The 26,228-nt window shown below is 53.4% G+C and carries 25 protein-coding genes and 1 pseudogene; 8 read left to right on the top strand and 18 right to left on the bottom strand.

Going from position 1 to position 26,228, the window contains the following annotated elements:
- Nucleotides 1-5: 5 nt before the first annotated feature.
- Entirely contained in the window at nucleotides 6-1,274 is a 1,269-nt protein-coding gene (locus RVM24_RS08935; RefSeq protein WP_227513210.1) for a TolC family protein, read from the bottom strand.
- Nucleotides 1,275-1,540: 266 nt separating this feature from the next.
- On the opposite strand from RVM24_RS08935, the gene RVM24_RS08940 reads away from it, so the two are divergent.
- Together RVM24_RS08940 and RVM24_RS08945 are read left to right on the top strand one after the other, a co-directional pair.
- Entirely contained in the window at nucleotides 1,541-1,825 is a 285-nt protein-coding gene (locus tag RVM24_RS08940) for a hypothetical protein (RefSeq protein ID WP_058092332.1), read from the top strand.
- A 149-nt stretch (nucleotides 1,826-1,974) separates the two neighbouring features.
- Nucleotides 1,975-2,235, top strand: a complete 261-nt coding sequence (locus RVM24_RS08945) for a hypothetical protein (RefSeq protein WP_058092333.1) — start codon at nucleotides 1,975-1,977, stop codon at nucleotides 2,233-2,235.
- Nucleotides 2,236-2,367: 132 nt separating this feature from the next.
- Here RVM24_RS08945 and RVM24_RS08950 read toward each other — a convergent pair whose 3' ends face one another.
- The 4 genes from RVM24_RS08950 to RVM24_RS08965 are packed head-to-tail and all read right to left on the bottom strand — an operon-like array spanning nucleotide 2,368 to nucleotide 4,805.
- Nucleotides 2,368-2,790, bottom strand: coding sequence for a c-type cytochrome (locus RVM24_RS08950; protein ID WP_227513209.1), 423 nt, complete (start codon nucleotides 2,788-2,790; stop codon nucleotides 2,368-2,370).
- Complete coding sequence (locus RVM24_RS08955; protein ID WP_058092341.1) at nucleotides 2,787-3,452, bottom strand: isoprenylcysteine carboxylmethyltransferase family protein; 666 nt, start codon at nucleotides 3,450-3,452, stop codon at nucleotides 2,787-2,789. The genes RVM24_RS08950 and RVM24_RS08955 overlap by 4 nt, the downstream gene beginning before the upstream one ends.
- On the bottom strand, nucleotides 3,445-3,693 hold the full coding sequence (locus RVM24_RS08960; protein ID WP_076657267.1) for a DUF2933 domain-containing protein: 249 nt from the start codon (nucleotides 3,691-3,693) through the stop codon (nucleotides 3,445-3,447). Before RVM24_RS08960 ends, RVM24_RS08955 begins: the two co-directional genes overlap by 8 nt.
- A 41-nt stretch (nucleotides 3,694-3,734) precedes the next feature.
- A complete protein-coding gene (locus tag RVM24_RS08965) occupies nucleotides 3,735-4,805 on the bottom strand; it encodes a YncE family protein (RefSeq protein WP_058092334.1) in 1,071 nt (356 codons plus the stop codon).
- A 188-nt stretch (nucleotides 4,806-4,993) separates the two neighbouring features.
- Between RVM24_RS08965 and RVM24_RS08970 the strand changes: the two genes are divergently transcribed.
- Nucleotides 4,994-6,286: a hypothetical protein gene (locus RVM24_RS08970; RefSeq protein ID WP_058092335.1), complete on the top strand. Its 1,293-nt coding sequence runs from the start codon at nucleotides 4,994-4,996 to the stop codon at nucleotides 6,284-6,286.
- Nucleotides 6,287-6,346: 60 nt separating this feature from the next.
- Here RVM24_RS08970 and RVM24_RS08975 read toward each other — a convergent pair whose 3' ends face one another.
- The 9 genes from RVM24_RS08975 to RVM24_RS09015 all read right to left on the bottom strand — a co-directional run bounded on the left by RVM24_RS08975 (nucleotide 6,347) and on the right by RVM24_RS09015 (nucleotide 14,971).
- On the bottom strand, nucleotides 6,347-6,805 hold the full coding sequence (locus RVM24_RS08975; protein WP_058092336.1) for a hypothetical protein: 459 nt from the start codon (nucleotides 6,803-6,805) through the stop codon (nucleotides 6,347-6,349).
- 176 nt (nucleotides 6,806-6,981) lie between these two features.
- Nucleotides 6,982-7,368, bottom strand: coding sequence for a DUF302 domain-containing protein (locus RVM24_RS08980; RefSeq protein WP_058092337.1), 387 nt, complete (start codon nucleotides 7,366-7,368; stop codon nucleotides 6,982-6,984).
- Nucleotides 7,369-7,392: 24 nt separating this feature from the next.
- The gene (locus RVM24_RS08985) at nucleotides 7,393-9,753 is read right to left on the bottom strand and encodes a heavy metal translocating P-type ATPase (RefSeq protein ID WP_068351591.1); all 2,361 of its coding nucleotides are present in this window, start codon (nucleotides 9,751-9,753) and stop codon (nucleotides 7,393-7,395) included.
- Entirely contained in the window at nucleotides 9,746-9,973 is a 228-nt protein-coding gene (locus RVM24_RS08990) for a hypothetical protein (RefSeq protein WP_022990675.1), read from the bottom strand. The genes RVM24_RS08985 and RVM24_RS08990 overlap by 8 nt, the downstream gene beginning before the upstream one ends.
- Nucleotides 9,974-10,000: 27 nt before the next feature.
- Nucleotides 10,001-11,353, bottom strand: coding sequence for an APC family permease (locus RVM24_RS08995; RefSeq protein ID WP_076657265.1), 1,353 nt, complete (start codon nucleotides 11,351-11,353; stop codon nucleotides 10,001-10,003).
- Nucleotides 11,354-11,364: 11 nt separating this feature from the next.
- Nucleotides 11,365-11,718 (bottom strand): hypothetical protein, encoded by a 354-nt coding sequence (locus RVM24_RS09000; protein ID WP_058092398.1) that lies wholly within the window; start codon nucleotides 11,716-11,718, stop codon nucleotides 11,365-11,367.
- A gap of 158 nt (nucleotides 11,719-11,876) precedes the next feature.
- Nucleotides 11,877-12,626: a copper resistance protein B gene (locus RVM24_RS09005; RefSeq protein WP_058092399.1), complete on the bottom strand. Its 750-nt coding sequence runs from the start codon at nucleotides 12,624-12,626 to the stop codon at nucleotides 11,877-11,879.
- Nucleotides 12,623-14,356 carry a copper resistance system multicopper oxidase gene (locus RVM24_RS09010; protein WP_058092400.1) on the bottom strand — a complete coding sequence of 578 codons (1,734 nt, stop codon included), beginning with the start codon at nucleotides 14,354-14,356 and terminating at the stop codon, nucleotides 12,623-12,625. Before RVM24_RS09010 ends, RVM24_RS09005 begins: the two co-directional genes overlap by 4 nt.
- A gap of 87 nt (nucleotides 14,357-14,443) precedes the next feature.
- Nucleotides 14,444-14,971 carry a cupredoxin domain-containing protein gene (locus RVM24_RS09015; RefSeq protein ID WP_058092401.1) on the bottom strand — a complete coding sequence of 176 codons (528 nt, stop codon included), beginning with the start codon at nucleotides 14,969-14,971 and terminating at the stop codon, nucleotides 14,444-14,446.
- Nucleotides 14,972-15,175: 204 nt separating this feature from the next.
- Between RVM24_RS09015 and RVM24_RS09020 the strand changes: the two genes are divergently transcribed.
- The 3 genes and pseudogenes from RVM24_RS09020 to RVM24_RS09030 all read left to right on the top strand — a co-directional run bounded on the left by RVM24_RS09020 (nucleotide 15,176) and on the right by RVM24_RS09030 (nucleotide 18,079).
- The gene (locus RVM24_RS09020) at nucleotides 15,176-15,841 is read left to right on the top strand and encodes a response regulator transcription factor (RefSeq protein WP_058092402.1); all 666 of its coding nucleotides are present in this window, start codon (nucleotides 15,176-15,178) and stop codon (nucleotides 15,839-15,841) included.
- Nucleotides 15,828-17,183 (top strand): annotated as a pseudogene (locus RVM24_RS09025) (ATP-binding protein). Before RVM24_RS09020 ends, RVM24_RS09025 begins: the two are co-directional and overlap by 14 nt.
- 209 nt (nucleotides 17,184-17,392) lie before the next feature.
- A complete protein-coding gene (locus RVM24_RS09030; protein WP_004581714.1) occupies nucleotides 17,393-18,079 on the top strand; it encodes a response regulator transcription factor in 687 nt (228 codons plus the stop codon).
- Between the two features lie 123 nt (nucleotides 18,080-18,202).
- On the opposite strand, the gene RVM24_RS09035 is transcribed toward RVM24_RS09030, so the two are convergent.
- The 3 genes from RVM24_RS09035 to RVM24_RS09045 form a co-directional block, all read right to left on the bottom strand.
- Nucleotides 18,203-18,931, bottom strand: coding sequence for a TorF family putative porin (locus RVM24_RS09035; protein WP_004581713.1), 729 nt, complete (start codon nucleotides 18,929-18,931; stop codon nucleotides 18,203-18,205).
- Nucleotides 18,932-19,460: 529 nt separating this feature from the next.
- Nucleotides 19,461-19,691 (bottom strand): hypothetical protein, encoded by a 231-nt coding sequence (locus RVM24_RS09040; protein WP_004581712.1) that lies wholly within the window; start codon nucleotides 19,689-19,691, stop codon nucleotides 19,461-19,463.
- 357 nt (nucleotides 19,692-20,048) lie between these two features.
- Nucleotides 20,049-21,350 carry an IS1380 family transposase gene (locus RVM24_RS09045; protein WP_431474077.1) on the bottom strand — a complete coding sequence of 434 codons (1,302 nt, stop codon included), beginning with the start codon at nucleotides 21,348-21,350 and terminating at the stop codon, nucleotides 20,049-20,051.
- Between the two features lie 214 nt (nucleotides 21,351-21,564).
- Here RVM24_RS09045 and RVM24_RS09050 point away from each other — a divergent pair, with 214 nt between their 5' ends.
- Together RVM24_RS09050 and RVM24_RS09055 are read left to right on the top strand one after the other, a co-directional pair.
- Nucleotides 21,565-22,497 (top strand): hypothetical protein, encoded by a 933-nt coding sequence (locus tag RVM24_RS09050; RefSeq protein ID WP_227513206.1) that lies wholly within the window; start codon nucleotides 21,565-21,567, stop codon nucleotides 22,495-22,497.
- 6 nt (nucleotides 22,498-22,503) lie between these two features.
- A complete protein-coding gene (locus tag RVM24_RS09055) occupies nucleotides 22,504-22,932 on the top strand; it encodes an ATP-binding protein (RefSeq protein WP_227513205.1) in 429 nt (142 codons plus the stop codon).
- An 87-nt stretch (nucleotides 22,933-23,019) separates the two neighbouring features.
- Here the strand turns inward: RVM24_RS09055 and RVM24_RS09060 are convergent, their stop codons facing one another.
- Nucleotides 23,020-26,217, bottom strand: a complete 3,198-nt coding sequence (locus RVM24_RS09060; protein WP_068351588.1) for an efflux RND transporter permease subunit — start codon at nucleotides 26,215-26,217, stop codon at nucleotides 23,020-23,022.
- Between the last annotated feature and the right edge of the window lie 11 nt (nucleotides 26,218-26,228).

Consider the following 26,228-nt stretch of genomic DNA (forward strand, 5'->3'; position numbering starts at 1 on the left):
GATGGTCAGTCCTGGTAACGATTCAGTGAAAAGGAAGGTATGTCGGAAGTGTCGGACGTCAGATAACGGAAACTCGCCAGATTTTTGGCCCGCTCGGCCATCATCTGTATCAATTCAACCTGGGTATTAAGCTCTGCAATTCGCGCTCGTACCGCTTCGGCGAAGTCGCCGTCATCGTTGTTGTAAGCAGTCAATGCTGCGCTTGCCTGCGCCTCCATTTGCGGCAGCAGGGTCTGTTCATAGAGCTCTATGCGGTCATCCAGTCGTTCGATCCGGGCCACGGCCGCACGGGCTTTGGCCTGAAGTCCCCGGATCTGCAAAATACGTTCTGTTTTTGCCGCCTCCAGTCGCGCCACTGATGCATTCAGTTTTCGATCCTGCCGGTTGCCTGTAAAGATCGGGAGATCAAAGCCAATGCCTACAGAAAACAGGTCGGCCCTGTCCTGACCGTTTGGTGCCCGCTCCCTGTATCCATATTGTGCAGATACTGACCATTCCGGCTTGTAGGCCTGGCGAGCCAGGTCAACGTCAACACTCTGGGCATCAATCAGCTGATCAGTCGCGCGGATTGACGGATGACGGATCAGTGCCTCTGCGGATGTTTCAGCCCAGCCCAGAGGAAACACTCTCAGCAACTCGTTGGGTACATCTTTACTGACAGCCAGCTTGGCCTGGTCCGGGCCTATCCACTCTGCCAGCTCCGCGCGGTTCGATGCCTGTTGCGAATGCAGCACCGTCAGCCGGTCCTCAAGTCGCGTCAGTTCCAGCGAGGCACGGATAACATCCTGCTGCCTGGAACCCATGCTTGCTGAGGTATACCCAGCCTCTGCGACATCCTCTAACTGTTGAAACAGAGCACGATTATCTTCAATCAGTTCGATGCTTTGCTGGGTTCGCCAGACCTCAAGCCAGAGATGCGCTACCGATTCCATGACCTGCGCCCGGCGGTTCTCGCGCCGAAAAGGCTGAACGCCTGCCATTTCCTGCTTTTTTTCACTGGCCAGCTGACGGCTATCACCTCGCGGAATTCGCTGGGTAAATCCAATGGTGGCCTGAGTCATTGCCTCCTGTCCGGTATCGAAAGTATCCGTGGGCAAATTCGCGGCACCAAGCGTCATCCGGGGGTCCGGGAGTGCCCCATCGGCAACAGCTTCTTCCAACAGAGCATCTTGCATCTGCACACTCTGACGCAGCCAGGGATCGTTCTCGATGGCCGCATCAATCGCGCCGGTTAACTCAAGTCTGGGTGCCGTCCAAGCGGGCAAACTGGTCAAAACCAGAGCACCGAGAAAGGCCGGCTTTATAAGGTGAGGAAGAATGGACAACGTTATATCTCCATTGAAATGTTTCTGACTCGCAATCTTATAGCAATTATCTGAAACCAAACTGAATTGCAGAACGAAAATGCACAATTTGATTTACATCAAGATACTGTTATTCCTGAAAAAAGTTACTTTATTTTAAATTGTTTTGTTTCTTTCAGGATCAATTCAGAAACCGATGTTTTAATTAACTCATCAACCAACTAGGAGGTGTAAAAATGAAAAATTTACTTATATTTGCAGCAGCAGTTACTGTTTCAACGTCCATACTCGCCGGCAACATGTCAGACAATAAGGACATGAAGGCCATGCACAGCCAAATGATGGACAAATCATCCATTGAAGAAATACTTAAGAATGAAGAGATGCAGCGCTTACACAGAGACATGACACGTAATGCGATGTCCGAAGGGGGCTTTGAGGCTCGCGTGCAAATGATGACGGAAGAAGGCCGGGCTTATCACAAAGCTCTGAAACAAAGGCAAAAAAATACCGCAGGGTAATCCCTGCGGTAAAGTCAACTCGTGGAGACGCAAGCGCCGGCTGGCTCGGGCTTCGAGCAGTCGACGTCCTGATCGCGCTCAAGTAAATCACAGAAAACTGAAACTGAACTGAATTTCTTGAACGGTTTAAGGCAATTAAGGAGAACATCATGAAAAAAATCATTATCGCTGCCGCAGCTGCCACTTTATTTTCTACCATGGCCACTGCCAATTCAGGATTGGCCGACCGGTTCAACGAGGCGCGAAGCTATCCGCAAAAAACAACTGAGAGCACTATGGATACTGGCGCAATGACCAATCATCATAAGCAGATGAAAATGAATATGAGCAAGTCAGATATGGAAAATCAGCATAAAAAAATGCATATGGAAATGAGTGCAGCGAAGTTAAAGAGCCATCATGATTCATAAAGTATAAGAAGTTTGGAATCCACGCTCTCAAACACTGAAAATATTAGCAGCGAAAAAGCCACGTTAAAAACGTGGCTTTTTATTTTATATTTAAAAGGGTCGAATAGACTAAATTTTCCCAAAAGCTAAAGCTTACATCCCGCTCCTTTCAAACCATGCATCATATATCCGCTTATCCCATTTGCTCTGGAAGAAGGCGATAGCGGCTTTTTGATCGTCTTTAGAAAGTATACCTCCGAAGGCAGGCATTTGTCCGCCCATGGGAGCGCCACCTTGAGCGATTGTGCCCATCAGCATGTCGAATGGATGGTGCCAGGCGTGGCCTGTTCCGTTGAGTGGCGGCGGCGGAAAGGAACCATCCGCTAGCCGCTTTCTCCAATTGAAGGCGCCTTGAGCGTTGGATCCATGACAGCTTGCGCAGTTGTTGTCGAACACCACTGCGCCGCGCTCGACCTCAGCCTGTGTGTACCAGCGGTCATCCACCGTCTGTTTACCGCAGCCGCTGATTAGTGCGACTGCAAGAACGCCTACTGAGATAGTTGCCCCATGCATCATTCTTGTTCCTCGATTTGCTTGCGCCTCAAATTCCTCAATTGCGGAATAAAACGGGGAGTTCTGGCTGCATAGGCCCGCCAATCGGAGCCGAACGCTTTTTCTGTTTCACGCTCCTCGTGAATAGACAGGCGCGAGTACATCCACACCAGCACCGGGAACATGGCCAGCGTCAGCAGCGTTGGCCACTGCAGCAGAAAACCGAACATGATGAGCACGAAGCCGGAATACTGGGGGTGGCGAACGTGGGCATACAGGCCGGTTGTGGCCAACTGCCCTGCCTTTTGCGCGGCATACAGGGTACGCCAGCCAGCCGCAATCAGATAAAACCCGAGGCCAATAAACACTGTGCTCAAGAGATGAAACGGCCCAAAGTGTGGGGAACCCTTCCAACCAAACAGCATTTCCAGCAAGTGGCCACTGTCGTGAGCCAACCAGTTCACGTCGGGATACTGGCTCTGCAGCCAGCCGGAGAGGAAGTAGAGCGTCAGCGGGAACCCGTACATCTCGGTGAACAGTGCCACCAGAAACGCGCTGAAAGCACCAAACGAACGCCAGTCCCGGCGGGTCTGCGGTTTGAAAAAACTGAAGGCGAAGAATATGAAAATCGCCGAATTCAGCACCACTAGGCTCCAAAGGCCATAATCCGATGCACCATCAGTCATCACGCTGCTCTCCACTCTTTCCCGGTTGCTCTGCCTGGTGGTTATGTCCTCCATGTCCTCCATGTCCTCCATGCCCTCCGTGCCCTCCGTGCCCTCCGTGCATAAAAATATGGATCAGCGGACAAGCAAGCAGTATCAGCCAGGGCAAGGCGCCAAGCAGATGAACCTTGTGTTCTCCCCAGAGTAAAACCAGTGCGATAACGGCAAACATTGCCAAGGTAATTTTAAAGCGTCGATCCATGAGCGGTTCCTTTGCGAAAAAGCCAGTGTCAGAACAGGGTACTAGTGGGCCTCAAGGGATATCTGATGGCCTATGCCGCTCAGCGCGATCTCATCAACCACATCGAGGGATTCCGGGTCGAGCACCCAAAGCTTGTTCTCTGCCCGACTGGTCACCAGTAGCTGGCCATCGTAGGGAGAGACCGCAAGATGATAGGGCGCAGGAGCCAGCGGCCTGGTGTGGCGGGCGCCGCTGGCTAGCTCAATCCGGACCACTTGGTTGCCGCCCTGGCTGGTGGCATAGAGGGTCTGGCCATCTGCGCTCAAGCCAACGCCATGGGGCGCCTCCCCAACCTCGTACCGGTTCGCCACCGCGCCTTTGGCAAGCTCAAGGACAAGAACCTGGCCGGATGCAGCATCATTCACGTAGAGCCGCTGGTTGCCGGGGGCAAGCACCATATGCTCTGGGTTGCCGCCAACTCGCAAATTGCGCTCGACGAACCAGTGCTCGGTATCCACTTCGCTGACCGTGCCATTACCGGTATTGCTGACCAGAAGGGATTGGCCGTCGTCGGTTTGCACCAGATAGTTGGGGGCCGGCCCCGTCGCCACAGTTTTGACCAACTGACCGGAATCCAGATCCACAACGCTGATACTGCCACTGGCAGGATGCGTGGAAACGGCATAGCGACCGTTGGAAGTCACCAGCACATGGTGCACCGGCCCCGGCACTTCCAGTTTGCGGTCAATCGTCTTTGTGGCCGTGTTCACCAAATAGAGCAGCCCGGTACTCCCTGCTTCCAATTCAGTAGACTGCCCGCCCCCATGATGAGCGGCGTGTTCATCTTCTGAAACGCCTTCGGGGCGACTAACCGGCTCCTGACGATCATGCGCCGACAAACTACCCACCACCAGATGCCGGCCATCCGGGGTCAGTGCCGAACCGTGGGTATTCAGGGTGCCGCCAATGGACGACGTCACCTTGCGGTTTTCCAGATCAATAACGCCGACGGCATCCGCTGTGCCCATGGGAACAAATGCCCGGTTCGTGTCTGCGGCCACCATCAGCGAAAAACTCATAGCGACACTGGCCGTGATACCAGCAATACACTGCTTGCGCAACGAATGGTTCATAGCGTGCCCTTTTTGGTCAGAGGGTTTCAGTAAGATCTCCTCGCCCGGTAAGCAAGATCCCGAACAGGCATGGTCATTACTTGGCAGTCCATCACACCAAGCTGAAACAGGCCTGAAAACAGTTGCGAAACATGCATTCGTTTGACCAGAATCAAGGTGGAACGATTCACAATGACCATGGACGACCAATGCAAGACGTGCCCCAGGAAAACCAGCGAACAACCAAAACCCACGCCGACCAGCTCAACCGGCAGTGTTACTGCATCACCCTTGACCGAAAAGCGCTCACTGACAGCCTCCAGAAGCAGTTTTCAGACACTGGGAACGGGGCACCGGCCACTCCCGAGATCCATCATCTCTTTTCAAACACGCCGGTTTTTGTTCCCCAGGCTGACATCGCGACGATGGAGCGGATTGTTCAGGCGATCGAATCCGCAGCCGAGCTTCCGCCCTATAAGGAAAAAGCTCTGTCCTGGGCGCCGGACATCGCCGGTTTTGATCCAGGCCCCATCGGGGCGTTCATGGGCTACGACTTTCACCTGGGCGAGAACGGGCCTCAGCTGATCGAAATCAACACCAATGCCGGCGGCGCATTTCTGAACACGGTATTGGCCCGGGCTCAACACCGATGCTGTGACCCGTCCCAGCAGACCGCTGGCACCAACCGTGCATTGGATGGGTTCGAGGACGCGGTGTTTGCCATGTTCCAGCAGGAGTGGCAACGGCAAGGTGGCGACTCGACGCCCGGTTGCCTGGCCATTGTGGACGATGCCCCTGAATCCCAGTTTATGTTCCCAGAATTCCAACTGGCCCAGCAGTTATTCCAGGCCAGAGGCATTGAGACCTTGATCCTCGATCCATCGGAGCTTGAGTATGTTGATGGCGCTCTGAGCGCCCACGGCAAGCCTATCGGCATGGTGTACAACCGCCTGGTGGATTTTGCCTTGGAGGCCCCGGCTCTTGGGGCGCTGAGGCGCGCCTACCTCGACGGCGCGGCGGTCGTCACGCCCAATCCACGCGCCCATGCGCTGATGGCCGACAAACGGAACCTGATCCTGCTATCTGATGCCCAAACCCTGCGCGACTGGGGCCTGAGTGAAACCGAGGCAGGATTTCTGGATAGAGCTGTACCGAAGACCCGGCTGGTTTCAGCAAGTGATGAGGCGGAGTTGTGGAGCAACCGGCGTAAACTGTTTTTCAAACCGGTAGCGGGCCATGGCAGCAAGGGCGTCTATCGGGGCGAAAAACTAACCCGCCGCGTTTTCGAAGAGATCCTGAAGGGTGATTACATCGCGCAGAACTTCGTTCCCGCCGGAGAACGCACCCTGAGAGTGGATGGCACGGTCACCACCAGAAAGGTCGATATCCGTTTGTACACCTATGCCGGGCAACATCTGCTTGCCGCTGCCCGTGTGTACCAGGGCCAGGCCACCAACTTTCGAACGCCGGGAGGTGGCTTTGCGCCCGTCTTTGAGGTGTGAAGGTGAGCCTCAATTGGAAACATTCAAAGGGATTAAGCCGTCAGCAAAAGTGCTCGGATCTCATAGATCCTGCATTCGGCCAACCTGACGAGCCAGTCTCATCGACTCATTTTCCTCCATCGCCAAAAGAGATTCGAACAGCTCTTTTGCTTCTGGAATTTCGGCTTTTCCAATCAGCGTTTTGTAGAGATCAATAATCTGATCATGAAAGTCGAACACTTCCCGGCAGATACCATCAAAATCAAGCTTCGCGTAAGGCTCGTCGCAGGTTCGATGAGTTTTGATCGGATTATGGGACAGGTAGTCGTACACCCGAGTTTCCAGTGCCTTCTTATCCCCTTGGTGCTCAAACTCGTTCACGATCCGCTCTATGTCCGATTCATGAGCTGCCAGATAATCCAAAAGCGCACGGGCCCGTTCTTCCTCGTGCTTTGTTGCGCAATGGGACAGACAGCTCGCCAGATGTGAGTGCAGATCGCGCGTCCAGTCGATCAGTTGTCCAAAAGTCTTTATATCCATATCTTTTTTCCTTTTTTCTTCTCCATAATATGACTGACATCAAATAGGTATCCCGTCGTCAAATGAGGAGTCCTATTTGCATTTCCAGTGTTCAGTTGGGCTATGCGCTCGCCTGGCTAATTCGCTAATCCATTGCAAACCGCAGGCACTGCAGCAAATCGACGCCTCTACCGGCTTCAGATCGATTCCACAACCTCAGAGAGCATATCCCTGACCTTCCCGGCAACCTGCTTGAGCTCGTCATTATCGATGGCGCTCATGGAAGCCAATGGATCCACTGCACTTACCTCAATGCCCTCCGAAACCTCACGAAGAATAACGTTGCAAGGCAGCATGGCACCCACGCGAGGCTCCACACCGATGGCTTCCCAGGCCATGCCAGGATTGCAGGCCCCGAGAATCCGATAGGCCAACATATCCTTGTCAAGCTTTTTCTTCATGGTGGCTTTGACATCAATTTCTGTCAGCACACCGAACCCGTGATCAGTGAGGGCCTGACGCGCTCTTCTGTCCACGTCCTCGAAATCGACATCTTTGATAACTTGATCGATCGTGTATGACATAGCTACCTCCAATGATTCAGAAGTTCATTGCTTTGACCCGAGTTTCACCACCCTCAAACGCAGCGCATTCACGATCACGCTGACCGAGGACAGCGACATGGCGGCCGCTGCAAAAATGGGCGACAGCAGTATCCCGAAAAACGGGTACAAAACCCCTGCCGCTATCGGAACACCGGCGGAGTTGTAAACGAAGGCGAAAAACAGGTTCTGACGGATATTGCGCATGGTCGCCAGAGACAAACGGCGCGCCTCGACAATGCCCATCAGGTCGCCGCGTAGCAGCGTAATGCCGGCGCTTTCGATGGCGACATCGGTCCCGGTGCCCATGGCCACACCGACATCCGCCGTTGCCAGTGCAGGCGCATCGTTTACGCCGTCACCCGCCATCACGACAACACAGCCTTCGTCTTTCAGGCGCTGGACGATCTTGCCCTTATCTTCCGGCAGGACTTCCGCTTCCACTTCGTCGATATGCAGTTTTCGGGCAACTGCTTCAGCTGAAGTGCGGTTATCGCCGGTCAGCATGACCACCCGGATGCCGTCTTTTTGCAGCGCGGAAATAGCGGCTTCGGTGGTTTCCTTGACCGGATCGGCAATCGCCAGCAACCCTGCGACGTTTCCGTCGACAGCAGCAAAAATCACGGTAGCACCATCTTTTCGGAGCTGGTCGGCGTCGCCGTCAAATCGCGTGGTGTCGACATTTTCCGACTCCATGAGAAGGCGGTTACCAAGTAGCACCCGCTTGCCGTCTATTCGACCGGTAACCCCTTTACCATTCGGAGAGTCAAAGTCTTCCGCATCCGGAAGCTTCAGGTCCATGCCCTTGGCTTTATCGAGTATGGCGTGAGCCAGTGGGTGCTCACTGCCTTTCTCCAGGCCGCCTGCATAACGCATGAGACTACTGTCATCGAACCCGTTGGCCGCGACAAGCCGGGTGACTTGCGGCTTGCCCTCTGTCAGCGTGCCGGTTTTATCCACCACCACGGTGTCCACCTTCTCCATACGCTCCAAGGCTTCCGCATCGCGAATCAGAACGCCACTTTGAGCACCGCGTCCGACACCCACCATGATGGACATGGGCGTCGCCAAGCCAAGTGCGCAAGGGCAGGCAATGATCAGAACACTGACCGCTGCAATCAGCCCGAACGCCATAGGCGGCGTGGGCCCGAACAATGACCAGGCTATAAAGGCGATAATGGCGATCACTATCACCGCTGGCACGAAATAGCCCGCGACCTTGTCGGCCAGCCCCTGAATCGGTGCACGGCTACGTTGGGCGCTGGCCACCATCTGCACGATCTGAGACAGCATGGTGTCCCGGCCGACCTTGTCCGCCCGCATGATGAAACTGCCCTGCTGGTTGATGCTACCACCGATCACCTGGTCGCCGGATTTTTTGCTGACTGCCAAAGGCTCACCGGTCACCATGGATTCATCCACGTTGGAGCTGCCTTCAAGCACCTCGCCGTCCAACGGCACCTTGTCTCCCGGACGTACCCGCAAGCGGTCACCGACCTTGACCTGATCAAGCGACACATCGGATTCGCTGCCATCGTCGTCCAGTTTTCTGGCCGTCGCCGGTGCCAGATCCAGCAGGGCCTTGATGGCACCAGAGGTTTTCTCTCTGGCACGCAATTCCAGCACCTGCCCCAGCAGCACCAGCACCACGATGACAGCAGCCGCCTCGAAGTAGACGGCGACCGACCCGTCTTCCTGCCGGAAGGCGCCTGGGAAGATCTGCGGCGCCAGGGTCGCCACCAGGCTGTAGATCAGCGCGACGCCGGTACCAATGGCAATGAGCGTAAACATGTTCAAGTTACGGCTAACCACGGATTTCCAACCCCGGACGAAGAAGGGCCAACCGCACCAGAGCACCACAGGCGTTGCCAGCACCAGTTGAATCCAGTTGGACATCTGCGGGGCTATAATGTGATCGAGTCCGGTGAGGTGCCCACCCATCTCCAGTACCAGTACAGGCAGGGCCAGCACCAGGCCGATCCAGAATCGGCGGGTCATGTCTTTGAGTTCTTCCGAGGGCCCGTCGTCCAGGCTTACCTGCTCGGGCTCTAGGGCCATGCCGCAGATTGGGCAGTCCCCTGGCCCTTGCTGCCGAATCTCGGGGTGCATGGGACAGGTATACATAGTGCCCGGCGCTACCGGCTCTTGCTGTTTCTTTTCCCAATCGAGGTACTGCTCAGGGTCCTCGTCGAATTTGGACTGGCAACGCGACGAGCAGAAGTACCAGGTTTTACCGCCATGCTGGCTGCGGTGTTCCGCGGTATGCGGATCGACTGCCATGCCGCAAACCGGATCCTTGGCGGTGTGCCCGCCAGGTTCTTTATCGGCGTGGTGATCGTGGTCATGGGCGTGATGGTGCTCAGCCATTCTGATCTCCTGTTTTATCGGCGGGCCAGTCTGCAAATGCAATGAAATACAGCAGAACCAGATTGACGATAGGGATCAGTATCAGTACACCCATCCACCCCGGATACCCCGTGCGCTGGCAAATACGCCAGGCCGGAATGACGACCACAATGGCAATCACCAGCATCCACAGCCAGTGGCCTGCCCACATGGTGTTCCCGAACATGTTATCTCCCATCATGGCAATAGCCTCTCTTCCTGATTCAGATTAATGATGATGCGCATGACTCTCTTCCTGTTTCGCTTGCGCCGATTCCGGTGATCTTTTAAGGAAAATCTGCTCGGATACTGCAATCACGATCATGGTCACGACTGCCACGCTGATGACGAACGGGTCCGTATTAAGCTTTACCCAGACGAAGCCGCCCAGCGCCAAAAGATCCAACAAGATGGCTGTTGCTGGCACCCAGGTGTTGGCCTTGATGTCTTTGCGAAGATAGCGCAGTACACCCCAGTGAATGGCAATGTCCATAATCAGGTAAAACACGATACCCAGCGCGGCAATTCGTGACAGATCAAAGAAGGCGGTGAGGATCAGCCCCAGGACAACGGTATACACCAGTGTGTGTTTCTGGATGCTGCCGGGCATGCCAAAATGCCGATGTGGTACGAGCTTCATCTCCGTCAGCATCGCCAGCATGCGGGATACCGCGAAGACGCTGGCGAGAATACCGCCCGCCGTGGCCATCATGGCAATAGCGACAGTAAACCAGACACCGTAATCGCCGAGAGCGGGACGCGCAGCAGCAGCGAGGGAGTAATCCTGCGTTTCGATAATTTCAGCCAGTGACAGGTTGCTGGCGACCGCGAAGCCCACCAGCGTGTAGATCACCACGCAGGCGGCAATGGAAATCACGATGGCGCGCCCGACGTTTCGCTTTGGGTCTATTACTTCCGAACCACTGTTGGTGATGGTCGTAAAGCCTTTGAACGCCAGAATCCCCAGTGCGGTTGCGCCCAGGAAGTTGCCCAGCGCTCCGGCTTCACCGGGCTCCGAAAAATCAACCGAGATTGAGTCGGCAATCCAGACCCCGACCAGACCGAAAATCAGTATGCCGCCGATTTTCAGGATCCCGATAAAGGAAGCCACCCCTTGAATCATCCGATTGCCCAGCAGGTTGATCAGAAAGGCCGCAAGAATGAGCGCCACGCCGAGAATGGGCACCATGCGGCCACTGTCATCCCCGCCGAATAGTTGCATGGTGTAAGAGCCAAAGGTGCGGGCCAGGAAGCTCTGGGCGATCACCATGGAAAAGTACATCAACAGGGCGTTGAAAGCCGTTGGCAGCCGGTTTCCGTAAGCTTTATGCAAGTACATACCAATGCCCCCGGCCGACGGGTAGGCGTTGGAGATCTTGATGTAGGAATAGGCGCTGAAGCTCACAATCACCGCCGCAGCGAGAAAGGCCAGCGGGAAAAGTACGCCGGTCATCTGGGCCATCTGCCCGGTCAACGCAAAAATACCGGCGCCAATCATGACGCCGGTACCCAGCATGACGGTTCCGGGCAGAGTGAGGCTGCCTTCCTGATAGCGAGTGGTTCGATCTTCCTCCCTGTTCATTCAACCTCCTGTTATTTTTTCATGGGTGGAATCTTGGAACAGCAGAACGGCTCATGCTTGGCATTTGCCCGGACGTTGTCGTCGGTAACCCGGTACCAGGCCAGTTTGCGCCGGGTCCACCATCCGGTTTTCAATCGGCCACCGCAGGCCTTGACCAGTTCCAGTAATTCATCGACAGACCAGTGGGTTCCGTCATATGTCACCCGCAATGTGCCATTCGGTTTACGCTCGGCGAAATCAACGCAGGGGTGGTGGTTAAGATCGTGGATGAGATCCTCCCACTGACCTTCTCCCATCCCCTCGATGGCCAATTTCCGGCGCAACAAAAACTGTTCCTGATTGGTTGCTTTGTGTGCTTTGGTCATGGGGCGACACCTCTCTTCCAGATAACTTCTCTCTGGATCAAAACACTTCAACCTGAACTGCGACTGAAAACAGACACAGACTTCCCGTAGATTTGTGTTGAATCAAATCTTAGACGAAAACGGGCCATGGGTTTCCCCATGGCCCGTTAGCATCAACGTCAGAAGGCGATTCGAGCGCCGATCACGACAAACCAGTCTTCTGTGCCGCCGCCGCTCGCCTCGGCCAGGTCAGCGCTATCGCCATACTTACGCTCGTGCACCACACCCACGTAGGGTGAGAACGCACGGTCTATCAGGTCGTAGCGGAGCCGGAGGCCGGTTTCGGTGGAAACCAATCCTTTGCCGATGCCAATTTCCCTGTCTTCACTGAACGCTACCGTCGCATCCAGCGTTGCGGAAAGGATCCAATAGTTAGTGAGCAGCAGCTCGTACTCTGCGTCAAGTTCAGCGGACGTCTCACCTTCATTGCTCACATACAGGTTGGCGTCAACCTCAAACCATTGCGGTGCAAGCCCAGCGACACCCAACACGGCATAAGTGCGATCCGGTCCCTCGGGGGTGTCGAAGCGAACACCCGCTTTGGCGTCGAAGAACTTGGAAATGGGGATCTGGCCGACCAGCTGGTTTTCCAGTGATTCGTAGGCCCGCTCCTCCAGGCTGTACTCACCTTTTGAAATCCACCGGAGTTTCAGCTCGTCGGTGCCGTAGAAGGCATCCGCATTCCAGACGCCCAGCTCCTCGTCATCGTCGCTGTAGCGGTACTCAAATTCCTCGAATTGAACGCCCCAGGTTGTGAGCGGCTGTTTACGAGCCGTGGTGTCGGAAATCATTTCCTGAGCTGTCACCGCCGTTGAGACACCAATAGAGGCAAGAAAACTGACGGCGACAAGTGATCGAATACAACTCATGCCTCACCTCCATCTTCAGCAATCACGTCTGTTTTGGCCTGCGTTGAATCTGGCCCACCTTCAATAATTACCTTGAGGAACATACCAGCGGCCGCGTGATAGGACAGGTGACAGTGGAACGCCCACTGGCCGGGCGCGTCGACCTCGGTTTCCATGTAAACCGTGGTGCCCGGGTTCACGTTGATTGTATGTTTGATCGGGTTCCACTGGCCGGCGCCAACGTCCAGAATCGACCACATGCCGTGCAGGTGCATGGGGTGTGTCATCATGGTTTCATTCACAAACTTGAAACGGACCCGCTCACCGTATTTGAGACGAATCGGATCGGCGTCTTCATACTTGACGCCATTAATGCTCCAGATGTAACGCTCCATATTACCGGTCAGGCGAAGCTCTATTTCCCGGGTCGGTTCCCGGTCTTCGTACAGCGGATCCTGAGCCTTCAAGTCAGCGTAAGAGAGGAACTTGCCGCCATTGGCCGCTGTGGGCACAAGGCCACTTCCCTTGGCATAAAAGGGATCGCTTGGGCCTTCTTTTCCCATCACCATGGAACCATGATCCATGCCGGACATGTCAGAATGATCCATATCTTCCATGTTGGAGTGATCCATTCCGGACATACCTTCCGAGCTGTTCATATCCATGTTCCCATGATCCATGCCAGACATGCTGCCATGGTCCATGCCGGCCATACCGCTCATGTCAGCCATGGTCAGGCGCGCCGGTTCGCGCAGTTGCGGCACGGCCGCTTCCATACCCTCTTCGGGGGCCAACGTTGCCCTGGCATAGCCGGACCGCCCCATGGATTCAGCAAAAATGGTGTAGGCCTGCTTGTCTCTCGGGCGAACGATCACATCGTAGGTTTCCGCCACACCAATCCGGAATTCGTCCACATTGACCGGCTGAACGTTGTTGCCATCAGCCTGGACAACCGTCATGTCCAGACCAGGAATCCGGATGTCGAAGTAGGTCATCGCAGAAGAGTTGATGAATCGCAGCCGAATGCGTTCGCCCGGCTCAAAGAGTCCCGTCCAGTTCTGGTCCGGGCCTTTGCCGTTGATCAGGCCCGTAAAGCCATGGATATCCTCAACGTCCGCTTTCATCATCCGCATGCCACCCCAGGCCATACGGTCACTGACGGTGTTCATCAGGCCATTTTTTGACACGTCCGAGAAAAACTCGCCAACGGTTTGCTGCTCGCGATTGTAGTAATCCGGCATCATTTTCAGGTTGCGCATGATGCGGTCACCGGAATGGGGGTGCTTGTCAGTCAGCTGCACCACGTATTCACGATCGTAGCGGAATGGCTCACGGCCCTCGGGCTCGATGACAATGGCACCATAGGCGCCGTCCGGCTCCTGAAAACCAGAGTGGCTGTGGAACCAGTAGGTGCCTGCCTGCTGGATAGGAAATTCATAGGTAAAGGTTTCACCCGGCTTGATGCCTGGAAAGCTGATACCAGGCACACCGTCCTGATCAAAAGGAAGGATCAGGCCGTGCCAGTGAATGGACGTCATCTCGTCCAGGTTATTGGTCACGTTGATCTTTACGTTTTCGCCTTCTTTGAAGCGCATCACCGGTCCCGGAGATGCGCCATTGTATCCAATGCCTTCTTTCACGAAATCGCCAGTATCAATTTTTACCCGGTCGACCGTCAGGTCGTACTCACCGGCCATAACCATGGCTGGCATCAGCAGGCTTAAAAGTCCTGTCAGTAGGCGTGTTTTCATCTTTTTCTTACTCCAAACTGCACTTCGTTGAAGCAGGGCTGGAAAACAGTCCCAACCCGTGCATTCGCGGGTTTTCAGTACGCATGTTTACTCAAAGTTAACGTCACCGTACATGCCGGCCTGGTAGTGGCCTGGCACGTTGCAGGCGAATTCGATATTGCCTTTATCAGAAAACTTCCAAATCACTTCTTTGCTTTGGCCGGGCTCCAGCAACACGCTGTTCGGGTCGTCATGCTTCATGGTTTTGCCATTGCCCATATCCATGTTCATCATGTCCTGGTTGAGCTTGCCGCCCTGGATCACGCCATGCTCAACCATCATCATCATTTCCTCTTGATGAGCTTCATGCATGTCGGGAGTGCCAACATTGAACTCATGCACGAGGTTTCCTTTGTTCTCCACCACGAAGCGAACGGTTTCACCAGGCTTCACACTGATTTCTTCGGGTTCGTAGTAGTTGTCGTACATTTCCACTGTAATAGTGCGAGAGGCTTCCGAGGCTTTACCCGGTTCGCCGCTGCTGGCACCATGGCCACCGCCATGAGCACCGGCGGCGAGGGTCGCTGCGGACATTGACATGGCAGCGGCTGCAACAATCAACTTGGATGCGTTCATCTTGTCTTCTCCATTGATAAAGTGGCCGGAAATCCCGGCGTCGGTTAGCTCTGAGCAAAGAGCGATGCCAAAATACGAATCACACCATCGCGCATTAACCTGAATTCTCGCTGAAAAATACCAAACTATTTTGTCGTTCAGGCTGAATTCAGGTTGATCGGCGACACTCCAAGACTATTTCTTGGCTCAGAGAAGGAATGTCCGATGCGATTACTGCTCGTTGAAGATGACCGTTTGCTGGCTGAAGGATTACGTGGTCAGCTTGAAAAGGCAGGGTTCAGCGTTGATACGACCTACACCGCCAAAGAAGCCGCGATTCTGGGCGAGCAGGAGGACTATCGGGCCGTCGTTCTGGATCTTGGCCTTCCTGACGGCAATGGATTAGACGTATTAAGGAAGTGGCGAAAACATCAGGTCGTCTGTCCGGTGCTTATTCTGACCGCCAGGGGCGACTGGCACGACAAGGTGGAAGGCCTTAAAGCTGGAGCGGATGACTACCTTGCAAAACCCTTTCAGACCGAAGAACTCATCGCCCGGCTTAACGCCATTGTGCGTCGAAGCGAAGGTCGCATTCATTCAATGGTCAAAGCCGGACGCTTCGAACTGGATGAGAATCGTCAAAGCCTGAAATCCGAGGATGGCACGGAGCACAGCCTCACCGGCACGGAATTTCGCCTGCTGCGCTGTCTGATGAGCCGTCCCGGCCATGTGTTCTCGAAAGAACAATTAATGGAACAGCTTTACAACCTGAACGACAGCCCGAATGAGAACGTCATCGAAGCCTATATCCGCAGACTGCGAAAACTGGTTGGCAACGACACCATTGCAACCCGTCGCGGCCAGGGGTATCTGTTTAATGACGCGGTTTAGCAAGCCCAGATCCGTCAAAGGCACCTTGCTTTTATTGCTACTGCCAGCGGGCATTGCGCTAATGGGGCTTGCATGGCTGGTTCACGGCCTCTTACTGGACCGGATGTCCCGGGAATTCGTCGAGACACGTCTCAAGGATGAGGTCGCCTTTCTGGAGCATCAGATTCGTGATTCTGGCGGTCAATTGGACAGTCTCCAGACTGGTGACTATTTTCAGGAAGTCTTTCACCACGCCTTCGCCATACATTCTCCGTCCAGAACGATCATTTCCCCGGATTCCTGGGCACCGGTGTTAACGTCGTTAATAGAATCAGCAAAGGATGGGACCGTTCGTGTTCGGGATGCGGACACCGTCGAAGGCCCAAAGAGCATTCTTGCGTACCGAAAGTCGTTCCGGATCGGCGATACGCCGATTGTAGTGATCGTGTCCGAGGATCTTGGCGCACTGAAACGCAGCCAGGCAGAGTTGCACGGGTGGACGGCCATCGTCTCTATTCTGCTGATTCTGCTGTTGGTCGTTGTGATCTGGTTCGGTATCAATCTGTCCATGCGCCCTGTCGTCGAACTGAAGGCCACGCTGAAGCGACTTCAGGATGGCAAGGTCTCGCGGATTCATGTCCAAGCACCTGAGGAATTTCGACCGCTGGCCCAGTAGCTCAACCAATTGCTCGACTCGCTGGATCAACGCCTGGAACGATCAAGGGATGCGCTGGCGAATCTGTCTCACAGCGTCAAAACCCCCATTGCGGCCGTCCGGCAGATTCTTGAGGACACCAGTCGTCCGCTCTCCAACGATCTCCGCCTTCAGATGACCGCGAGACTCAATGACATCGACAAACAGCTTGAAGCCGAGATGCGCCGAAGTCGCTTTGCAGGGCCACAGGTTGGGAAAAGCGCTTACCCTCTGAAACAGGCACGGGATCTAGTCTGGATGCTGGGGCGACTATACCCGGAAAAGTCCTTTGAACTGTCGAGCTCCCTGCCGGAGGACGCCCGCTGGCCGATCGAGGAGCACGACCTGAATGAAATCATGGGCAACCTTCTGGACAATGCAGGCAAATGGTCGGAACGATGCGTGGAGCTGTCACTCGTTCAACACTCCGGAAATCTGCAGATCGGCGTAACAGACGATGGGCTCGGCGTCGCGGACGCTGAAATCGGCAATCTGGGTCGACGGGGGTTGCGGCTGGACGAGCAGACCCCAGGCCATGGCCTTGGGCTGGCGATTGTTCGAGAAATTGTCGAACGCTACAGTGGAACCCTCAACTTCTCACCTGCTCCGAAAAGTGGGTTGTCCGTGATAGTTGACCTTCCCAGGGCGGTCCCGGTGATCAATCGTTGACCCGGCCACCTGGTATGTGGTTAAGCGATCACATGTGGATAGTGTTTGTATAGAAAACTTTCCTCACCGTAATGCCTTTTTCAAGCTAGATTCAGCTTCGTCTGTTGTTATAGCGGGTCGCTTGAAGTCCGGTCTCTTAGCTAATTTTGATTTGCTCTCGAGAAGGGCGACAGCCACAATTTTCCAACATCCAGAGACGGCGCTTATAGATGAAGGTTCTAATTGTCGAAGACAACGCGGTACTCGCAGAAAAAATCTCCGTTTGGCTTGCGAAGGAAAACTTTACTGTAGATGTTGCCCAAAACGGAAAAGAGGCAAATTTCTTCGTAGAGACAAGCAGTTATCAGGCGATCATTCTGGATATAGGACTGCCCGACGAGAACGGGCTTTCTTTGATGCAAAAATGGAGAAGCAGTGGCAGAGATGAAGCTATTCTTATTCTAACTGCCCGCTCCAACTGGACAGAGAGAGTTGAGGGCTTGAATGCCGGGGCAGACGATTATCTTCCAAAACCCTTCGAATTCGATGAACTAAAAGCTCGACTTAGCGCCATAATACGAAGAAAAGACGGGCGAGCAACTGATAAGATCATCGTGGATGGTTTTCTACTTAATGCAACCTATAGAACCCTAACAACTCCCGATCATAAAGAGTTCAGACTAACCGCAACGGAGTACCGCCTTTTACAATGCTTTCTTCGCTCTCCTGACAGAGTTTTCTCACAGGACGAACTTGTTGAAGCACTCTATAATATCGAAAGGTGCCCAACCAGAAATGTCGTTCAAGTCTACATAGCCAGGCTCAGAAAGATACTCGGAAAAAAACGAATAAAAACATTGAGAGGACAAGGATATTACTTTGCAAGAGATTCTCTTCAAAAAAGGGTTGAAGCTTAAATGATTTTACTGTGATTTAACCATTTTCCTCAAGGACCAGGGCTCGCCAGATAAATGCGCTGGCCCACAAACCGGGCCAGCTTTCTCAACGATTAACCATTTCGGTGAAAAATACCAAATAGATTAAAAAGACTTAGTCCAGCCCAGCCAAAACTTCGGGTCGTCCGAACTGACCGAACCAAGTGCGTTACTTGAATCGATATCAGCGTACTCCAGATTAACACTAAAAGCTCCAAAGCTTCCCGCATCTTTGGTGACGTTAACAGCTGCATGTCCGTAGCTCGCCTCGCCAATAGACGCCTTGCCATCATCAGTGAAATCATAATAGCCAATCAAAACACCTGTGCTGAAATCGTCTTCCAGTGGCACATCAACTGATGCGTAATAATAGATATCGCCTGGAACGAACAGCCCTTCGCCGCTTACGTCGCTGTTTGCTGTGTAAGCAACACCTATAGATACAATGCTGTAACTCAACTCTCCGTATATTTCGCCAAAATCAATAGATTCAGGAGCATCAGGGTAAGAGTAATAAATGTAGCCAACATCGTAACCGATATCCTCAATTACACCGGAGAAGCCAGCATAAAGATCAAGCTCGTAGCTCGTCCCATCGCCGAAATCCACATTGGAGCCCCAGCCGCCAACATAAAGCCCCGACGCATGTTCGTAGTCAAGCCCGCCTTGCGTCGCCGTTGAGCCATCTGTTTGTGTCACACCGCGAAATAAGTAGTTGCTTGTTATGCCCAAATTAGCACTAACACCTGCGCTGGCAATTAACGGGACCGCTTGGAGAGTTACGAGCAAACCAACACTTAGCAAACAATCTTTAGTCGAGATACGTCTTTTCATCGTTTTTACCTTCTATTTGGGCAGCTTAGTTATTTGCGCATTGAATAACGCACCTATAATGCATACACGTTTTGTGCCACCTTTTAAAAAACTTATTCTATGAGCAATTATTGTCAAATCAGGGCCGCAGTTCATAAAAATGATTAAATATTTAACAATTCAATGCAATAAGCACTCTGCTTCAAGTGTTGCATTGCTCGTCGATAGTGCGCTCATCAATAATGCGCACCAAATAGGAACAAGAATTGAAAAAACGATGACTAAAATAGAACTATTTTTAACTTGGTAATTCTAGATTAGATATGGTTTTATGAAAAATCGAGGGAGGTCTGAATTAGCCATGAATACTGCAAAATATCTTAGTTAAGAATGCAGCTTTCCAACATTTTGCGCTCTGTCTTCCTTACGAGATTCATCAATACTAAAGCGCGACTTTCGCAATTTTGGGAAAATTAACAAAAATCTACCATTAAATTAATCTTGGAGCCACGTAATTGCCCGTCTGGCTCCAAGTAAACAACGATAAATGTTATTGCTTTTCCAAGAGATCCCCAATCAACTCTTTAATCAATCTATGTTCTTCCTTCAGTTTTTTGATGGTCTCGCTCTCTTCCACACGATACTGGGAGGAACGTTCATCTATGCTCTTATTAGGATAGCTTCTTGCCTCGTTGTATCTGTCCGCTTGCCCTCCTGCGTGGGCTATAGAAGCACCACTTGCCACGAAAGAAGCTACTATAATCATGGATACTTTCTTCATAAAACGGCTCCGACATTTTTTTCAATTAGACCAGCAACATTCAATGGCCTTGGGTGTTTAGTAGAACATCGAAACTTTAAACACACTTGAAAATATATGCTGATGAAACGTTTTTTTCAGCGGCTACCACAAGCTCAAAAGCCATTTAGGTCGGCTTTGATTTGATGACACTAAATCAAGTTATTCAAATGCCTAACCCGGATTTCTCATAGGTCCCCGGCAAGTCTCGCAGACTGTGCAGGTTACCGCCATTATCGCTCATTTGCGGCCGCGAATGATTAATAACTGATCAATTTCTGTTGTCCGGACACACGGCCCCCTTTCCCCCATTGAGTCGGGCCGGGGGAGCCCGGGCTTCTATCCCGGAACCAGTTGACGTACCAGGTCAGAGAGTTCGTCTTTGTAAGGATAGGCATCGCTCATCAACACCCGTATGCGCCGAGTGTTGCGAATGATGACCGCGCCCACCTTGATCAGCTTCAGCCGCAGGTTACTGGCGCTCATTCTCTCGAAGGGTGTCTTCTTCAGGTGGGCCCGTAATCGTTCGAACAACGTGTAGGCAAAGCCCGACAGAAGCAGCCGCCACTGATTGGTCCACCACCGCGTGCTGGAGGTGCGATCTGCGAACAGACACAACTGCTGATCCTTGATCCGGTTTTCCATGTCACCCCGGGCACAGTATTGCTCGTAGTAGAGTTTAACGCCGTCGTCGTAACGGGAGCTGATAATGAACCTGGGGTTGGCACCCAGTTCGCCCTCCTCCAGACGCGCGATCACCCAGCGGGGGTGTTTCCAGGTTCGGGCCTGGTACTGGAACCGGTAGGTGGCGCAGACTTTTTCACCCAGTTCGTTGTGAGCCTTGCGAACCAGCATCGAGGCTACATCTACCTCCTTGAGCAGCCGGCTGTTCTTGCTGATGCCGACCAGATAGTCCACGTTGTTCCGGTCGCACCAGCTCAGCAATCGGGGACGGTAAAAGCCGCTGTCACCCCTGAACACGATGCGGGTATCCGGCCAGTACTGCCGAATGAACTTCACCAGCAAGGCCAGAATGGCCCAGCTGTGGCGGCTGTCGCTTCGGTTGCTGGTGCGCAGGTAGCTCACCAGCAGATGACGACCGCAGAACACGTACAGTGGGAAGTAACAATGGTGATCGTAGTAGGCGTTAAAGAACTTGCCGGGCTGGTCGCCATGCACTGGAATATCAGTGCCATCGAAGTCCAGCACAATTTCCTTGGGTGGAGTCTCGTGCTGTTCAATGAAGTGATGCCACAGCAGTTCGTGGGCCTTGACCACGGCCTGCCGGTCTACGCGCTGTTCCATGCGGCACAAGGTCGATTTGCCCGCCAGAATGGCCTCTTCACCGGTCGCGGTCTGAAGTGCCTGATCAGCGCGTAGCGCCTCGTGATCGTTCAGGTCTTCGTACCCCGCGGCCACGCCAAAGACCCGTTGCCGGATCATGGTCTGAAGCTTGTGGCGAACCAGTACCGGATTACGGGCATCGTTCAGAACCGTAGCCAGGCGCTGAGTGAGCTGGTGTTGATTGTCGACTTCGCGAAGCAGGAGCAGGCCGGCATCGGAGGTGATATGGCCACCGGAGAAATCGGCTTCAATTTGACGGCGAGACAGTGGCGAGAAGGTCAGTTTTTCAGGTACCATTTTGGATAGCGGTTGTTGGTGTTGATTGATGGTGTAAGGTCCTGAAATTTTAACACTTTCAGCCGCTTTCTTTTATCCCCTCATGAGAAATTCGGGCTAAGAACGATAAGACCAAGCCAGACCGATCTGAAGACCAGAGCGTCCCTCGCTCCGGCTCGCACCCGTTGCGGCACGCTTCGATTCCAACTATGCTTTCCGATCAGAGCACCTCTATGTGCCTTCAACTGAAGCCTTCCGCTCAATCGACAAAAGCACCTTCATGACAGCGCAGAAAAGCATCGGAAAAACTGTCCTCCAATATGGCATCGCTTTCAGCCTCTTGTATTTTTTACTAATTTTTTTCTCGCACACTTATGTAATAGAGCAGCTTTCGAACGAGTCCAGAAAACATCGCCTTGACAAGGAGGTGGAGAGTTTTCAAACCATCATTGAAAACGAAGTTCCGACGCCCGACGAGATTGGCAGCATGATTGATCGATTCCAATTGCTACTGGAGCACGCCCTCGTCGTCGAAGTGAAAGACGGAAGCATCATTGCCAGTAGCAACATAGATCAAACAACGTTGCGAATGGTTTCAAGAAAGCCGGCGGGCTTTGTAGAAATATCCCAAGGTGCAGATGGCCTTCTTGGATTGAAACGAGGTTTCGGAATTGACAGCCCGCTTTCGTCAGTCACCATCCTGGAAATGGAAAGTGGACTCGCCGAGCGATCCAGTGGGGCTCACCTGACCTTGCTGGCTGCCTCCGCATTATTACTTGTTGTTCTCTTGGCTCTGGTAGGCACCATTACTTACCTCGCTTTGAAACCGATCGAACACATCAAGGAAGACATGAGGAGACTGCAATCTGGCAAACAACCTCGTTTGAATCCTGACGCACCAGAGGAGTTCAGTCCGCTGATCAAACAGTTCAATAACCTACTTGAACTAGCAAGTCGTCGCCTTGACCGCCACCGCCGCCTCAATTCCGATCTTTCTCACATGGTCAAGACCTCGATCTCTGCCAATCTCGCAATCTTGTCAGACACTGGTTCATTACCTCCGTCCCGCGACGACATAGAGTTCATGACCTCCAACCTAAAGGATCTAAGCCGGTCCTTGAACTACCGCATGAGCAAGGCAGATATCTCCGGCAGGCAGATGGGGTAAACATGTTTGCCGATTGAAATAGCGAACAACGTCATTTCTGTCATGGAAAAAATCTTTCCCGATAAGAGTTTCCGTATTAATACATCCTTGCCGAATAACTTCAGTTGGCCCATGGAGCGTCAGGACCTATCAGAGTTATTCGGTAACCTGCTCGAAAACGGCGGGAAATGGAGTCAGGCTGAGATTGACGTTTCAATAAGCCAGACCGATTCCGGGCTAACGATAGAAGTTGCAGACGACGGCCCTGGGATTACTCCAGAAGCGGCCTCAAAAGTGATGGATAGAGGTTCCCGGCTTGACGAAACCGTTTCTGGATTTGGATTGGGACTGTCCATCGTGTCCGAAATACTAGAAGACAATTTCGGACGGATGAACATTGGCCCCTCAGAAACAGGGGGCGCCAGAATTACAGTTGTGCTTCCTTTCCCAGAGTAGAGCACAACCATAATTCCTCCGCCCCGCTATGACGGAGGGATTACCCTCCCCTGCTCGCGATCAAAACTGTGTATTTCCACCTCTCTTCTACCGTTGCATATCATCGAGTTTAGACCTTGAGAAGCGCGTGAATAGAGCCGGCAAAACAAAAAGCGTTAGGAAAGTCGCAGTCACGAGGCCACCTACAATCACGCTGGCCAATGGCTTCTGGATTTCCGCACCCACGCCCGTCGACAATAGCATCGGTATCAAACCGAGTGCCGAGGTTATTGCTGTCATCAAGACAGGACGCAAACGGGAGACGGCACCTTCAAACACCGCAGTATCCACGTTCAACCCATCCTGTATTCGCTGATTGATGCTTTCGACCATTACGACCCCGTTAAGCACCGCCACACCAAACAGTGTGATAAATCCAACGGAACTGGGCACCGAAAGATACTGGCCGGAGATCCAGAGTGAAAAGACGCCACCAATAACGGCAAGCGGCACGTTGACCAGAATCAACAGCGCTTGACCAACCGAACTGAAAGCAAAGTACAGCAACAGCGCGATCAGGCCCAGAGATACAGGTACCACAATGGTCAATCGCTTCTGAGCTCGTTGCTGGTTTTCAAACTGACCACCAATATCCACCGAATAGCCGGGGGGAAGGTTCACTTCTGTCGCGATGGTATCCTGAATATCGGCAACCACACTGCCCATGTCACGACCCTGCACATTAGACTGAATGACCACACGGCGCTGAACGTCATCGCGGCGCACCTGAGGCGGGCCGGACTCAATAGACACATCGGCCACATCACCGAGTCTCACCCAGGCTCCGGACGGCGCCTGTAACCTGAAATCGGCAATGGCATCCCGGTCTTCCCGGAAACGTTTGGCCAGACGCACATAGATATCGTACCGCTCATTTCCGTTGATGATCTGGCCCGCGGCGGCACCACCCAGTCCATCCCGGACGACACTCATCACATCAGACACGGCGAGTCCGTACCGGGAAAGTGCCTGACGGTCAGGCTGAACCACCAACTGCGCTTCACCAGCAATCTGCTCCATGGCCACGTCTCGTGTTCCCTGAACTGTTCGGACCGCCGCTTCAATCTGCTGGCCTTTCTCCGCCAGTACGTCGAGATCCGGGCCAAAGAGTTTGATGGCCAGTTGCGCGCGGACACCTGACAGCAATTCATCAACCCGAGTCGCGATAGGCTGAGAAAAGTTAAACAGTAGCCCCGGGTGCTGTTCGAGCTTCGCCTCAAACAGGGCCTGCAATTCATAGCGATTACTGGCGCTGGTCCACTCGGCTGTTGGCTTGAGGCCAATGTAGATTTCGATGTTGTTGACGGGCTCCGGATCGCCGCCTATTTCCGGTCGGCCCGCCCGGGACAGCGCGTAGGTCACCTCTGGAAACTCCATCAGCATGGCCTCCAGTTTCGGCGCCACTTCAAGCGCGGTATCAAGGCTTGATGAGGGGGCTAGCGTTACCCGGAGGTTAATGGTCCCCTCTTCCAATTCGGGGACAAACTCAGTACCGAGTCGCGGCACGACCAAGGCCGCCAGCACAACAAGGACAGCTGCTGCACCGACAACAGAGCGGGTGTGTTTCAACGACCAGTCAAGGCCCTTGCGATAAAGCTTTTCGAGGGGCTTTAAAATGAAACTTTCCCGCTCCCGAATACCCTTGCGAAACATAAACGATGCCAAGGCCGGCACAACCACCAGAGCAACGATCACAGCGGACACGATGGCCAACATTATGCTGATCGCCATTGGCTGAAAAAGCTTGGCTTCCACACCTTCAAAGCTGAATAAAGGCATGAAAACGACCAGGATAATCGCCGTCGCGAAAAAAATTGGTCGCGCCACTTCCCGGCCTGCCTCCTGCAGTCGAAGCGCAATGCCATGGTCATCGTGTGACGCGTCCAATGGGTCAGGGTCGTTTTTCACCAATTCATCCCGACGGGCGTCATGCTCAGCATCAGGATGGGTCAGATGCTTGAACATGTTCTCAACCATAACAACAGAGCCATCCACCAGCATGCCGATTGCCACAGCAATACCGCCCAGAGACATCAGGTTGGCCGAGAGACCGAACCAGGCCATGATCATCAGGGCAATCCCGATGGAAATCGGTATTGAAAGCAGCACCAGCGTTGTTGCCCGCAGATTCATCAGGAACAGGGCAAGCACGATCGCAATAAACACAAAAGCCAACAGAAGCGCATTGGTCACCGTCTCTACGGCCTTGGTCACCAGATCCGCCTGGTTGTAATAGGGCTCAAAACGAACCCCACTCGGAAGCGCCTGATTTATGCGATCAATGCGGGCCTCGATGCCGTCGATGGTGGCTTTTGTGTTGGCCCCCATTCGTTTGAGTACAATGCCAGAAACCACTTCACCCAGTTGTTCAACCTGACCGGCTTCATCCTTCCGGGTCATGGTTACCGCACCCTGGCGAATTTCAGTGCCCAGCGCTACCTCGGCGACATCGTTCACTGTCACTGTAATGCCATCACTGGTTTTAACGGGCACCTGACGGATCTGCTCGAGCCCCTGCTCGCCATTACCCAGCCAGCCCATACCGCGAATAACCAACTGCTCCTGCCCGCGGCCCATATACCAGCCCCCAACATTGGAGTTGTTGTTCTCCAGGGCTTCCATGACATCGTTCTGTGATAAGTCATAGGACAGCATTCGCGCCGGGTTCAGGTTAACCTGGTACTGGCGGACCTCTCCGCCAAACGACAGGATTTCCGTAACCCCTTCAGCCGGTATCAGCAACAGTTTGACCAGCCAGTCGTGCAAGCTGCGCAATTCCATTGCGTCGTACCCCGAATCCGGGTCCGCTATCAGCAAGTACTGGTAGACCTGGCCAAGACCGGACGTATTCGGCCCCATTTCAGGCACCCCGACCCCGTCCGGAATCAGCTCCCGCGCGGCCTGCAACCGCTCGAAAACCAGTTGGCGCGCGAAATAGATATCCGTGCCCTCTTTAAAGACCACGGTGACACCAGACAACCCGGTTTTGGAGATGGACCGAACCTCCTCAACATCCGGCAACGCATACATCACCGCTTCAATGGGATAGGTGATCAGCTGCTCGACTTCCTCAGCCGCAAGTCCGGGCGCCTCTGTATTAACAGCGACCTGGACGTTTGTAACGTCGGGGAAAGCATCAAGATTCAGTTTTGGTATCTGAAACGCGGCCGTGGCGATAAGCACTGCAAGCGCAATAAGAACCAACAGGCGGTTCTGAACCGCCCAGTCGACAACTCGGTTGAACATAATGGCTCCCG

The organism is Marinobacter sp. KM021 (genome assembly GCF_050707965.1).
Classification (GTDB): Bacteria; Pseudomonadota; Gammaproteobacteria; order Pseudomonadales; family Oleiphilaceae; genus Marinobacter; species Marinobacter shengliensis.

What these genes read in the sequence shown, in the direction of transcription:
- RVM24_RS08940 (WP_058092332.1), top strand. Translation starts at nt 1,541, where the DNA reads ATGAAAAATTTACTTATATTTGCAGCAGCAGTTACTGTTTCAACGTCC.
- RVM24_RS08945 (WP_058092333.1), top strand. Translation starts at nt 1,975, where the DNA reads ATGAAAAAAATCATTATCGCTGCCGCAGCTGCCACTTTATTTTCTACC.
- RVM24_RS08950 (WP_227513209.1), bottom strand. Translation starts at nt 2,790, where the DNA reads ATGATGCATGGGGCAACTATCTCAGTAGGCGTTCTTGCAGTCGCACTA.
- RVM24_RS08955 (WP_058092341.1), bottom strand. Translation starts at nt 3,452, where the DNA reads ATGACTGATGGTGCATCGGATTATGGCCTTTGGAGCCTAGTGGTGCTG.
- RVM24_RS08960 (WP_076657267.1), bottom strand. Translation starts at nt 3,693, where the DNA reads ATGGATCGACGCTTTAAAATTACCTTGGCAATGTTTGCCGTTATCGCA.
- RVM24_RS08965 (WP_058092334.1), bottom strand. Translation starts at nt 4,805, where the DNA reads ATGAACCATTCGTTGCGCAAGCAGTGTATTGCTGGTATCACGGCCAGT.
- RVM24_RS08970 (WP_058092335.1), top strand. Translation starts at nt 4,994, where the DNA reads ATGCAAGACGTGCCCCAGGAAAACCAGCGAACAACCAAAACCCACGCC.
- RVM24_RS08975 (WP_058092336.1), bottom strand. Translation starts at nt 6,805, where the DNA reads ATGGATATAAAGACTTTTGGACAACTGATCGACTGGACGCGCGATCTG.
- RVM24_RS08980 (WP_058092337.1), bottom strand. Translation starts at nt 7,368, where the DNA reads ATGTCATACACGATCGATCAAGTTATCAAAGATGTCGATTTCGAGGAC.
- RVM24_RS08985 (WP_068351591.1), bottom strand. Translation starts at nt 9,753, where the DNA reads ATGGCTGAGCACCATCACGCCCATGACCACGATCACCACGCCGATAAA.
- RVM24_RS08990 (WP_022990675.1), bottom strand. Translation starts at nt 9,973, where the DNA reads ATGATGGGAGATAACATGTTCGGGAACACCATGTGGGCAGGCCACTGG.
- RVM24_RS08995 (WP_076657265.1), bottom strand. Translation starts at nt 11,353, where the DNA reads ATGAACAGGGAGGAAGATCGAACCACTCGCTATCAGGAAGGCAGCCTC.
- RVM24_RS09000 (WP_058092398.1), bottom strand. Translation starts at nt 11,718, where the DNA reads ATGACCAAAGCACACAAAGCAACCAATCAGGAACAGTTTTTGTTGCGC.
- RVM24_RS09005 (WP_058092399.1), bottom strand. Translation starts at nt 12,626, where the DNA reads ATGAGTTGTATTCGATCACTTGTCGCCGTCAGTTTTCTTGCCTCTATT.
- RVM24_RS09010 (WP_058092400.1), bottom strand. Translation starts at nt 14,356, where the DNA reads ATGAAAACACGCCTACTGACAGGACTTTTAAGCCTGCTGATGCCAGCC.
- RVM24_RS09015 (WP_058092401.1), bottom strand. Translation starts at nt 14,971, where the DNA reads ATGAACGCATCCAAGTTGATTGTTGCAGCCGCTGCCATGTCAATGTCC.
- RVM24_RS09020 (WP_058092402.1), top strand. Translation starts at nt 15,176, where the DNA reads ATGCGATTACTGCTCGTTGAAGATGACCGTTTGCTGGCTGAAGGATTA.
- RVM24_RS09030 (WP_004581714.1), top strand. Translation starts at nt 17,393, where the DNA reads ATGAAGGTTCTAATTGTCGAAGACAACGCGGTACTCGCAGAAAAAATC.
- RVM24_RS09035 (WP_004581713.1), bottom strand. Translation starts at nt 18,931, where the DNA reads ATGAAAAGACGTATCTCGACTAAAGATTGTTTGCTAAGTGTTGGTTTG.
- RVM24_RS09040 (WP_004581712.1), bottom strand. Translation starts at nt 19,691, where the DNA reads ATGAAGAAAGTATCCATGATTATAGTAGCTTCTTTCGTGGCAAGTGGT.
- RVM24_RS09045 (WP_431474077.1), bottom strand. Translation starts at nt 21,350, where the DNA reads ATGGTACCTGAAAAACTGACCTTCTCGCCACTGTCTCGCCGTCAAATT.
- RVM24_RS09060 (WP_068351588.1), bottom strand. Translation starts at nt 26,217, where the DNA reads ATGTTCAACCGAGTTGTCGACTGGGCGGTTCAGAACCGCCTGTTGGTT.